Source organism: Staphylococcus sp. SM3655 (assembly GCF_016917315.1).
Lineage (GTDB): Bacteria > Bacillota > Bacilli > Staphylococcales > Staphylococcaceae > Staphylococcus > Staphylococcus aureus.
Genome location: NZ_CP070305.1, coordinates 2,136,200 through 2,148,942, shown reverse-complemented (window position 1 = coordinate 2,148,942; position 12,743 = coordinate 2,136,200). Strand labels below are relative to the sequence as shown.

8 protein-coding genes are annotated in these 12,743 nt (G+C 31.6%); 1 reads left to right on the top strand and 7 read right to left on the bottom strand.

The features are described from left to right. Window positions 1–101 precede the first annotated feature (101 nt). Complete coding sequence (gene msrA, locus JQN76_RS10560; protein WP_001024830.1) at window positions 102–611, top strand: peptide-methionine (S)-S-oxide reductase MsrA; 510 nt, start codon at window positions 102–104, stop codon at window positions 609–611. Window positions 612–813: 202 nt separating this feature from the next. Here the strand turns inward: msrA and mprF are convergent, their stop codons facing one another. The 7 genes from mprF to parE all read right to left on the bottom strand — a co-directional run bounded on the left by mprF (window position 814) and on the right by parE (window position 12,614). Then, window positions 814–3,336: a bifunctional lysylphosphatidylglycerol flippase/synthetase MprF gene (mprF, locus tag JQN76_RS10555; protein ID WP_205397772.1), complete on the bottom strand. Its 2,523-nt coding sequence runs from the start codon at window positions 3,334–3,336 to the stop codon at window positions 814–816. Between the two features lie 480 nt (window positions 3,337–3,816). Then, window positions 3,817–5,025, bottom strand: coding sequence for a cell elongation protein CozEb (gene cozEb, locus JQN76_RS10550; protein WP_001004752.1), 1,209 nt, complete (start codon window positions 5,023–5,025; stop codon window positions 3,817–3,819). Beyond that, window positions 5,018–5,185, bottom strand: a complete 168-nt coding sequence (locus JQN76_RS10545) for a hypothetical protein (protein ID WP_001788758.1) — start codon at window positions 5,183–5,185, stop codon at window positions 5,018–5,020. The genes cozEb and JQN76_RS10545 overlap by 8 nt, the downstream gene beginning before the upstream one ends. Beyond that, on the bottom strand, window positions 5,160–6,011 hold the full coding sequence (gene glcT / locus JQN76_RS10540) for a glucose PTS transporter transcription antiterminator GlcT (RefSeq protein ID WP_001836870.1): 852 nt from the start codon (window positions 6,009–6,011) through the stop codon (window positions 5,160–5,162). Before glcT ends, JQN76_RS10545 begins: the two co-directional genes overlap by 26 nt. Window positions 6,012–6,510: 499 nt before the next feature. Continuing rightward, window positions 6,511–7,971, bottom strand: a complete 1,461-nt coding sequence (gene alsT / locus JQN76_RS10535; RefSeq protein ID WP_000651160.1) for a glutamine transporter AlsT — start codon at window positions 7,969–7,971, stop codon at window positions 6,511–6,513. A gap of 249 nt (window positions 7,972–8,220) precedes the next feature. Continuing rightward, entirely contained in the window at window positions 8,221–10,623 is a 2,403-nt protein-coding gene (parC, locus tag JQN76_RS10530; RefSeq protein WP_001289562.1) for a DNA topoisomerase IV subunit A, read from the bottom strand. Beyond that, window positions 10,623–12,614, bottom strand: coding sequence for a DNA topoisomerase IV subunit B (parE, locus tag JQN76_RS10525; protein ID WP_001548666.1), 1,992 nt, complete (start codon window positions 12,612–12,614; stop codon window positions 10,623–10,625). The genes parC and parE overlap by 1 nt, the downstream gene beginning before the upstream one ends. Between the last annotated feature and the right edge of the window lie 129 nt (window positions 12,615–12,743).

Genomic DNA, 12,743 nt, shown 5'->3' with positions numbered 1-12,743 from the left:
GTGTACTATAATAATCACATATTAACGTTATATAAAAACAATTCAAAAAGCAAGTGATTTCTTAATAAATCGTACTAAGGTCTAATGAAAGGATGTCAAAAATGAATATTAATACAGCTTATTTTGCCGGAGGTTGCTTTTGGTGTATGACGAAACCATTTGACACCTTTGACGGCATAGAAAAAGTAACTTCTGGATATATGGGCGGACATATTGAAAATCCTACTTACGAACAAGTAAAATCAGGTACGAGTGGTCATTTAGAAACTGTTGAAATTCAATATGATGTTGCATTATTCTCATACAATAAGTTATTAGAAATATTTTTCTCAGTCATTGACCCATTAGATACAGGTGGTCAATATCAAGACCGTGGTCCTCAATATCAAACAGCTATTTTCTACACTAATGATCATCAAAAAGAACTCGCTGAGACTTATATCGAGCAGCTTAAAAATACGATTAATGCTGATAAGGCAATTGCAACAAAAATATTACCAGCGTCACAATTTTACAAAGCCGAAGACTATCACCAAGATTTTTATAAGAAAAATCCAGAGCGCTATGCAGAAGAACAAAAAATACGCCAAGAATACAAAAATAAGCAATAACATTTATACTTGATGAAACTGATTGGACTGATAATAAAAGTTAGGCGACTTAACTTTAGCTCATTTCAATATTAAAATACGGTACAGATAGGAAACTTAAATATTCTTATCTGTACCGTTTTTTATAAATCATTCTTTATAGAAACCAAAAAATCCAAGCGCATCAGGCATAACTGTATACCTCTTAGCACTTGGATTTTAATTATTTGTGACGTATTACACGCATTACTTTAGAAAGTGATTCCCAAAGCGAATTATCTTTACGATAAACTAAAAAGCGTGGTTCCCAATTCGGATTATATTTAGATTTATAACGACGTAATCCTTGGAAACGATATAGACCGTTGAAATGTTCAAAGACACGGCCTGCAAGTCGTTCTCTTAAATATGAATAATGCAATTGACCAACGTTCGATAACGTTGCCATACCCATATTAAATTTTGTATAACCTTGTTCTTTACTCCAAAGTAACATATGCAAGTATAGACCATCCATTAATGGTGAATCTAACTCTGGCAACCATCTAATTAAATCGACTGAAATGGCATCATTAAAGTATGTTGGAATTAAACTACAAAATGCAATTACTTCATTTTCTTCATTTCGCATTACACCAATTGGCGCTTTAGATAAGTATTCTTCATTAAATTGACCAACAGAGAAATGCATTTCCTGACGATTATCTAGCCATAAATCACTTACATGTTGAAGTTCATTTATAAATTCAGTTGAAAACGGTGGTTCAATAATTTCGAACGAAATATTAAGTTCATCGAATTTATTTAAAGTCGCTCTAAATCCACGGCGTTTTTTACCTGAAGTTGAAAATTGCGTTAAATCAATAATTGCTTCTTCACCTAATTTGAAAAATTGGTTACCGAAATTATGATATAAAGGCATGTGTTGATCTGTAACTTGATAGAATATAACATCATAGCCTAAATACTCAGCGTAATTATAGAATGCTTCTAACAATTCATCAAAGGCATTTTCATCACCTAACGGATCTCCAAGAACCACTAATGAACTTGCTTTATAACGATACATTAAAAATGCTGTTTTATTTTCATTAGTGAAAAACTGCTTGTCACCACTATATATCAAGTGACTCAAATAATTACCGCCGTACTGATTAATAATCTCCTCGCAATCTTCAATTTTAGAAGAAATACGTACTTTGCTAAATTGATAATCAAACAACCATGCAATCATACCTATGATGATAGCGATGATTAAAATCGTAAGCCAGAAGTAATAGCGCAATACAGATGTATGCATTTCAATCGTATAAATATCTAATGCATATAACGTTCCAGCAATAAATATATGGTTAACATATAAAATAAATAAACTGAATAAAAGCATTGCAACTATATTTCTCATTCTTACTGGGCGTTTCAACCTACGTGCTCTACGGAAAGCTACAATAAGCAGAACAAAAATAATAGCTAACCATGTTATTAAAATATATGAAGCGTAAGTGAAGAATGTCGCCACTGTGATTAATAAAATTGAAATCATAGCAAAGATAATGGCACGTCTACTTTGCTTATAAATACCAACTACATTCAGTAAAAGTAATAAACAAGCACTAGTATGAATTGCCAATAGAATATAATACGTTAAGTGATTTCCATCATATAAAGCATCGTAAACAATCGTTAAGTTATTTACAAAAAAGATCATACTTGTAAAGAATACTAAAATTGCTAATGATAATGATGGAATTTTAGCAATAATATCCTTTTGATAAGACATTAAAAATGACGTAACATCTTTAGCAGGAATAAAGTATTTAGATCCCTCAATGTACTTCTTAGCTGATGTACCAAATTCAAATGATGATAAAATTAATGCAATAATTACCGGTACAAAATAGTACGCAAAACGATATAGAAGTAGCATTAATAATACTTTTTCCTCAGGGACACCTAAAGTTTTAAATCCTAGTAATACAACTAAATCGAAAGCGCCGAAACCACCAGGAATAAAGCTGACTAAACCTGATAATGCAGCAATGATAAATATTGCAATAAAGGACATGAATGATACATGAGCGTCAACAATTACACCACAGAAATATAATACAACTGCAGCTGCTAACCATTCAACACACGACACTAAAGTGCAGTACAATCCTACAAAACGATTGTTTTTATCGGGTGGTCTAACCATTGAATAAATAATGAATAATGGTAAGAAAAATGACACTACATATAATATCCATCTTACCCATGTAATCTTATCTAAGATTAAAGATGCATCGAAAACATGGAATACAATTAGCAATGATAATAAGCTTAAACCTGTCAACATTGAAATAAGTATTAAGGATATAAAGTGAACTAATTTCTTTTTATCATGCGTATAGTTTTTATAAACCATTGCTCTAACGCCTGCACCAATAAAGCCACCGAAACCTACAATCGCATTCAATGCATTGATGATATAACTTACTCTTAAAACTTTGCCTAAGGATATATCCATTTTTAAAGCTCTAGATAAAATCACATCATACATTGATAGAATAACAAGCGATGCCCCACCACCAATAAATAGTAACACTAAGGACATACGGTTAATCTTACTAAATTCAACCAACGTATCTTTAAAGTTAATACCAGATAACTCCCGATACAATGTGATTGCTACAAAAATAAATAAAGCTGTAGCAAACGTAATTTTTAAGATTGAAAATATTTTGTTTTTAACTTCCTGATTCATTTTTTCACATCAATTCTAATTATTTCTGTTATAAATCAAAATATATCATATAAACCATAAAAATAGCATATCATTTACCTTTGATTTATATAACACTTTTGTCATATTGATATCTGTATTAAGAAGTAAATAGAAAATATTTCTATCTCAAACAGAACAATATGGTTATCTATACTGATTCATATTTAACATAAAGAAAATGATGAATCAATACTTATGAAAAATATTATTAATTAACAGCCGATTATGAGTGCTTCTTAATATATTAAAAATACCACTTATTTTTATTTTCGACATAATAATGAAGTACTAATCAAGTGGCAAATACTCGTTTCATTATGCATGTGCTTTATAAACGGCTAAACTTTCGTAAAAATTTATAAGCTAAACATGTGCTGATAATCATAAATGTAACTGCCCAACATTATAAGCACCATAAAAAATACCAACAAACATATAGTCATTGGTATTTTTTATTACTTATTCAACTATTTTATTACTTTCTTTAATATCATATTCACCTACATCATTACCATAGAAACGATTGTATCGACGTTTAAATAATTGGAATAAATGAGTAACTAATACTTTTAAAATAGCATATCCCGGAATACCTAAAATAACGCCTACAATACCAAGCAATTTGCCTGCACACAGTAAAATGAAAATGATTGTAAGTGGATGAATCTTAAGTGTTTTACCCATGATATTTGGTGAAATGAAGTGCCCTTCAACAAATTGTACTAAAGTCCATACTACTGCTAATTTTAAGAGCATCCACGGCGATGTTATAGCAGCTATTACAATAGCTGGAGAAATCGCTATAGTAGGCCCTAAATATGGTACAACACTTGTAACTGCCGCAATACTAGCTAATACTAAGCTATATTTCAACCCGATAACCGAATAACCGATAAACAACAGTATACCGATACAGAATGAAACGATAATTTGTCCTTGAATGTATGAACCAACTTGAACACTCATTTTTTCAAGTAGATCATGAAAATCTTTTCGGAATTTCGGTGGCATAATATTCGTTGAAAATTCTTTGAAGTGATGTCCATCTTTAAGCATAAAGAATAGTACAAATGGTGTTGTGACAATCACAACGCCAATATTAGCAATCGTTTCTGCAAACGTTGCAATTTTAGACCCAAAGCCATCTGTAAATTCACTTAACATAGATGGTATTTTCTTAGGTAAAGAATTTAACCAATCATTAATTTGACTATAATACGAAGAGAAAAACGTATTATTTGCTATTTTATCAATAGAATTAATTAATTTTTCTAGATATTGCGGTGAATTTTTAACTAAACTATCTACTTGCGAACCAATAATAGGGATTAATAAATTAACAATTAACGTAATAACACCTACTACAGCTAGATAAATAATAGAAATACCTGCAACTCTTGGTATTCTATAACGTTCCATCATATTTACGATTGGGTTAAATAGATAGAATAGAATTAAAGAGACGATGATAGGTGCTGCTATCGTCTTAAAAACGATGATAAAAGGATCAAAAACGTATGATACTTTTTCGAAAATAAAAATAACAATACCCAACAATACTAGCGCTATTAATGAGAAGACTAAATCATTCCCACCAACAAACTTCATATACCGTGATTCGGTAAATTTTAAAAAATTCTTTCTTATATTCTTTTCATTTTCATTCAATTATAGATTCACCACCACTTAAAATATTCATAAGATGTTGTATAAAAACAGTCCACTTATGTAAAATTACTAACATCAATGATACCATACAAATACCCTTTACAGTAACGAAACGCCCGTGTAATACACTTAATTTAGGATTGATTAATCCTTTCTTCAAAATGATGAATGTGTAATGTTAAATATATAATTTCAGACTCACTGATATTAACATCAAATTGTTTTTGTATCATAGTTAAAATTTTATATGCTGTGTTATAGCAAATCGGATAGTGATTTTTAATCATAGACACAAAATCATCTTGTGCATGTATATATTCTTTTCTTCTTAATCGGCGAATTAAAAATTGTACGTGTCTTATAAAACGTTGGTATTGTAATGATTCCTTATCAACAGTTGTCACAAGGTCTGATTCAATGATATCTATACCTTTTTTAATAACATTATTGATCAAGGTCATCTCATGCATAGATAAATCTTCTGTATTAGATGCAGTATGTAATGCAATAAATCCTATCTCATCTTCAGGAAAATGTACATCTAATGCTGCATTTAACTGATCAATCACCTGTTTAGCAATATGATATGCATCACTATATAACTGCATAGTTTCCATAACAAATGGATTGCTAATAACTTGATTTTGTTTTAAGCGTTTATAAGCAAATATAATATGATCCGTTAATGAAACTACAAGTTGTTTTGAATCAACATTCATCGCAGTATTAGAAATAAAATTCAACGAATCAATAATTACTTGTAATACATTATCATCAGCGATTTCAACTAAACTTTTATAATGTGCTTTTTGTTGCTCACTCTCTAATTTATAAATTTTCTCTATTGTAATAGTTTGGTCGTTTAACGCCATTCCCTCTTTTTTGTTAAAACCAATACCTTTACCGATTAAAATAACTTCTTGATCATTATTAGTACATACTACGACATTGTTGTTCAATGTTTTAGTAACAATATATTCTCCCATTATCATCACCTATTTTTCTATTATTAAGATTATATATCGGAAATGTCTAACTTGAAAGTATAATAATTTAAATACTTGTGTTCTATTACACGCCTATCCTATATGATATATCTTAATTTAATTTCGATGCCTCTCAAAGTGGAATAACTATAATAAAAAAATCTGACTCCCATATTTACAAATAATTCTATTTATTTATATATTATCTGAATTAATACTCAATACAAACTAAAACGTACTATTAAATTGTGCAAAGCTAAAATAAATTTATATTCATCTATCCAACAATATGTCTTATCAATGGTATAATCTTTGCACACCAATGGAGGAAATAAATCTCAACCTTACTATTTTAATATATAATCAAATCTTAGATTAACTAGTGTAATGATACAGATGATTATTGAGTACAAATTTAAAACCCTGAGATTTTCGCTTTAATTTGAAAACCTCAGGGTTTATTTGATTTTTATATAATGAATCGTTACATTAAAAATATTTATTTATCAGAGTTCTTATATTTGTTAGCGCCCCAAGCACTAATTCCAAATAAGTTAATTTCTAAGTTTTCAGGTTTAAAGACAGGGTTCTTGCCTTCTTTTTTCTGCTTTTGATAATCTTTCATCAATGCAAAAGCTACATTGGACAGTCCTATAATGGAAATAATGTTTACAATTGCCATTAAGCCCATAAATAAGTCTGCCGTATTCCATACTGTTTCTGTTTTTACAACTGCACCGACAAAGACAAGTACTACAACAAGACACCTAAAGATAAATAATATTACACGGTTTGTTGATAAAAATTCAATATTAGATTGACCGTAATAGTAATTACCTACAACAGATGAAAATGCAAACAGTGTAACTGCTATTGTTAAGAAAATACCTCCAGCAGAACCTAAATGCTCATTAAGTGCTGATTGAGTAACTGCAACACCTTGAGGTGCGTTATCACCAAATTTCAATCCTGAATATAGTAAAATCATGATTGCAGTTGCTGTACAAACCAACATTGTATCAAAGAACACACCTAATGATTGGATTAAACCTTGCTTAACAGGGTGTGGTACGGCAGCAGTTGCCGCTGCATTCGGCGCAGAACCCATACCAGCTTCGTTAGAGAATAAACCACGTTTGATACCTTGAAGAACCGCAGCACCTACAGCGCCACCAGTTACTTGTTCGATACCAAATGCACTTTTAATAATCGTACCTATCATAGGAACAATTTGATCTAAATTAAATAGCAATATTACTAAAACCATACCAATGTAAATGATAGCCATAATCGGTACAATTAACGAAGATAACGTAGCAATACTACGTACACCACCAAATATAATAATAGCTGTTACGATTGCTAAAATAATACCTGTGATTACTGGACTAATATTATATTGCGTATTTAACGACTCCGCAATTGTATTAGATTGCACTGTGTTAAATACAAATGCAAATGTAATTGTAATTAAAATCGCAAATACGATACCTAGCCATTTTTGATTTAAACCTTTAGTAATATAGTAAGCTGGACCACCACGGAATCCACCATCTTTATCATGTACTTTATAAACCTGAGCCAAAGTCGCTTCTATAAATGCACTCGCTGCACCTATAAATGCAATAACCCACATCCAAAATACTGCACCTGGACCGCCTAAAACAATCGCAGTCGCAACACCAGCAATATTACCAGTACCAACTCTCGAACCAGCACTAATCGCAAATGCTTGGAATGGCGAAATACCCTTCTTACCATCTTCTAAAGTTTCTGGACGTTCTACTAAAGCTCTAAACATTTCAGGTAACATTCGTAATTGAACGAATTTAGAACTAATCGTAAAGAAGAATCCAGCTGTCAATAATAGACCAATTAAATATTGAGACCATATTAAATCGGTACCAACATGGACAAATTCTTTAAACCATCCAGGTATTAAACTATCGAAATCTTTCAAAATAAACCCCTCGCATCCTCTACATGAATCATGTACCTTCTATAAAATTAGACTGAATTGAACCTTCAGTAAATATAGAGATACATCATCATTTCTTATACAATACAAGAGATTTATATTAGTTTGGTCAAAGTATATCGCTAATTTAACGATAAGTACTTGGTCAGCATTTAATATAAATCCCTTGAATTTAGTCAAAATTTAACATTACTGTATTTTATCATTTAATTTCGTGATTGCATATAGTTTTTAGCTAATATACATGTCTATTACTTCACCAAAATCATCTGTATCTACAATGAATGAGCCATTTGTATATTGTTCAGATTTATGAATATCATTAATTAAACCATGTTCTTCATTTGATTTTGAATATAATGTATATTGACTATGTTCACCTGTCACTACATGTGCAGCTACAATACGATGTGGATTTTTCTTTAATTCTTTTAATAAAGTTATTCCACGTTGTGCTCTTTTAGCAACTTGTAAGATTTTAAAACTAATACGTTTTAACGAGCCGCGTTGTGTGGCCATCAATATAGTATCATTTTCAGAAACACCTTCTGTCATAACAACGAAATCTTCAGCTTTAAGATTTATTGATTTAACACCAGCTGCCCTTAATCCGGTATCTGATAGTTCACTTGTATTATACGTTAATGACATACCTTTATTAGTAATGACGGTAATTAATTGATCTTTTTCAAAGCGCATAACACTAATCAAATCATCATTTTCTTTAACTTTAGTAGCAATTAAAGGTTTATTAAAACGCGTTGTTTTAAATAGAGGCACTGTACTTTTCTTAATCATGCCATTTTGAGTCGCAAAAACATAAAATGCATCTGTATTAAAGTCCTTTTCATTAAAGACATTAATAACCACTTCATCTTCTTCGATAGGAACTATTTGTGATACATGTTGTCCCAATTCTTTCCAACGAATATCTGCTAATTTATGAACCGGTATAAATAGATAACGACCTTTATTTGTAAATACTAGTACGGTATCTTGCGTATTTACTTCTTGATGTTTAAGTAAACTGTCACCATCTTTTAAACCAATATCTTCAACACCGCTAGCATTAAAGCTACGAATAGAAGTACGTTTAATATATCCATGACGTGTCATACTTAAAATAACTTCTTCACTAGGCACCATAACTTCTTTGTCAATTTTAATTTCTTCAATTTCTGCTTCAATTAAAGACAGTCGTTCAGATTTGAATTTCTTTTTAATTTCATTCAATTCTTCTTTTATGACATTCAATAATGCATCATGGTTATCAAGAATATGACGTAATTGTTTGATTAATGCTTCAAGTTCTTTATGTTCACCTTCAAGCGCAACTATGTCAGTATTTGTTAAACGATATAACTGTAACATTACAATTGCTTCAGCCTGTTCTTCTGTGAACTCGAATACTTCGATAAGGTTTTCTTTAGCGTCACGCTTGTTTTTAGAGCTACGAATCAATTCGATTACTTTATCTAAAATTGACAACGCTTTAATCAAACCTTCAACGATATGCATACGTTTTTCTGCATTATCTAATTCAAACTTCGTTCTATTTGCAACAACCTCAATTTGGTGATTCAAATAACTATCTATAATTTGACGAATACCCATCAATTTTGGACGACCATCACTAATAGCGACCATGTTGAAATTATATGAAATCTGTAAATCAGAGTTTTTATAAAGATAATTTTTGATTGATTCACTGTTCACATCTTTTTTCAATTCAATTGCTATTCGTAAACCAGTTCTATCAGTTTCATCACGTACTTCAACGATACCATCGACTTTTTTGTCAGCACGTAATTCATCGATACGTTTTACTAAGCTACTTTTGTTCACTTCATATGGAATTTCAGTAATAATTAACTGTTTACGTCCATTGCGTAAAGTTTCTTCTTCAACTTTAGAGCGAACTATAATTCTACCTTTACCTGATTCATAAGCTTTTTTAATACCATCAATACCTTGAATAATACCACCAGTTGGAAAATCAGGACCTTTAATATATTTCATTAATTGATTGACTGTAATATCCGGATTATCAATATATTTAAGTGTTGCTTGAATCACTTCAGCTAAATTATGTGGTGGTATATCTGTCGCGTAACCTGCAGATATACCTGTAGAACCATTCACTAGTAAGTTAGGAAATCTTGATGGCAATACCATTGGTTCGAGTGTCGTATCATCATAGTTTGGAATGAAAGAAACTGTCTCTTTATTAATATCACGTAATAACTCTTCAGCTAGTAAGCTTAACTTAGCTTCAGTGTAACGCATTGCCGCTGGCGGATCATTATCGATACTACCATTATTACCATGCATTTCTATTAAGACATGTCGTAACTTCCAGTCTTGACTTAAACGGACCATTGCTTCGTACACTGAGGAGTCTCCATGTGGATGATATTGACCAATAACATCACCGACTGTTTTCGCACTTTTACGGAAATTTTTATCGTGTGTATTACCACTTGAATACATTGCATATAAAATACGACGTTGTACTGGTTTTAAACCATCACGAACATCTGGCAATGCACGCTCTTGAATAATATATTTACTATATCTTCCAAAGCGATCACCTAAAACATCTTCAAGTGATAAATCTTGAATTATTTCACTCACTAGATTTCCTCCTCATCAAATTGATCATTTTCAAGCACTTGTACTTCAGAATTATCTAAAATACTTTGGTCCTCTTGCATACCAAACTCAACATGCTTTTCAATCCATTCACGTCTAGGTTGTACTTTGTCACCCATTAATGTTGTTACACGTTTAGATGAACGCACTTCATCTTCAACTTGTACACGAATTAAAGTTCGTGTTTCTGGGTTCATCGTCGTTTCCCATAATTGTTCAGGGTTCATTTCACCCAAACCTTTGTAACGTTGTAACGTGAAGCCTTTACCAAGTTCTTTTTGCAATTTATTAAGCTCTTCGTCTGTCCAAGCGTATTCAACTCGCTTTGTTTTGCCTTTACCTTTTTCCAATTTATAAAGTGGAGGTAAAGCAATAAATACACGACCTGCTTGAACAAGCGGTTTCATATATTTGAAGAAGAATGTTAACAATAGCACTTGAATATGCGCACCATCAGTATCAGCATCAGTCATAATAATTACACGATTATAATTACTATCTTCAATTTTAAAGTCAGTACCAACGCCTGCCCCGATTGTGTGGATAATTGTATTAATTTCTTCATTTTTAAAAATATCTTCTAGACGTGCTTTCTCTGTATTAATTACCTTACCACGTAATGGTAATATCGCTTGGAATTTGCGGTCTCGTCCAAGTTTTGCTGAACCTCCCGCAGAATCACCTTCGACTAAATACAATTCATTTTTTTCAGTGTTTTTACTTTGTGCAGGTGTTAATTTACCAGATAGCAAAGTGTCTTTACGCTTGTTTTTCTTACCTGAACGAGCATCTTCACGAGCTTTACGTGCAGCTTCCCTTGCTTGTTGTGCTTTAATCGCTTTTTTCACAAGTGATTTAGACAATTGTCCTTTTTCTTCTAAATAGAATGGCAATTTGTCTGCAACAACTGAATCAACAGCACTTCTAGCTTCAGAAGTACCCAATTTAGATTTCGTTTGTCCTTCAAATTGCAATAATTCTTCTGGAATACGAACAGACACAACAGCTGTTAAACCTTCACGAATATCATTACCATCTAAGTTTTTATCTTTTGTTTTAAGTTCATTAATACGACGTGCATAATCATTAAATACACGTGTCATTGCTGTTTTAAAACCAACTTCATGTGTACCACCATCTTTAGTACGTACATTATTTACAAAACTTAAAATACTTTCTGAATATTGATCATTATATTGGAAAGCTACGTCTACCTCTATACCATTTGCTTCACCTGAAAATGTAGCCACGTCATGCAAAACTTCTTTTCCTTCATTGACATAACTAACAAACTCTTTGATTCCTTCTTCATAATGGTAATGCTCTTGACGCTCTTTACCACTGCGTAAATCATTAAGCGTTATTTTTAAATTTTTCAATAAGAACGCAGACTCTTGTAGTCGTTCGCTTAAAACATCAAAATTAAATGATGTAGATGCTTTAAAAATTGTGTCATCAGGTTTAAATGTTACTTTGGTACCTGTTTTCTTAGTTTTACCTTTTTTCACTAAACCAGAAGATGGCGAACCACCGTTTTTAAAACTTTGATGATATATATTACCATCTCGATGGATTTCAACTTCAAGCCATTCACTCAATGCATTTACAACTGAAGCACCAACACCGTGAAGACCACCTGAAGTTTTATAGCCGCCTTGTCCAAATTTACCTCCTGCATGTAAAACAGTAAAGATAACTTCGACTGTCGGTTTACCTGATTTATGTATACCTGTTGGCATACCACGTCCATTATCTTCTATAGAAATACTACCATCTTTATTAATTGTTACATCTATTTCGTTACCGTAACCATTCAATACTTCATCGACGGAGTTATCGACAATTTCATATACTAGATGATGTAATCCCCGTTTATCAGTTGATCCAATATACATACCAGGTCTTTTACGAACTGCTTCTAACCCCTCTAAAACCTGTATTGAATCATCTGAATAATTATTTTGTTTATTCATTGCCAATGATTTCGCCTCCTGCAAACGTACGTTCGTTTTTAAAACTATACAATAGTTATTCTTATATAAATCAGCGTAAAATGCAAGTATCAATTAACTTTCATAGCTTAATTCCATATATTAATCTCC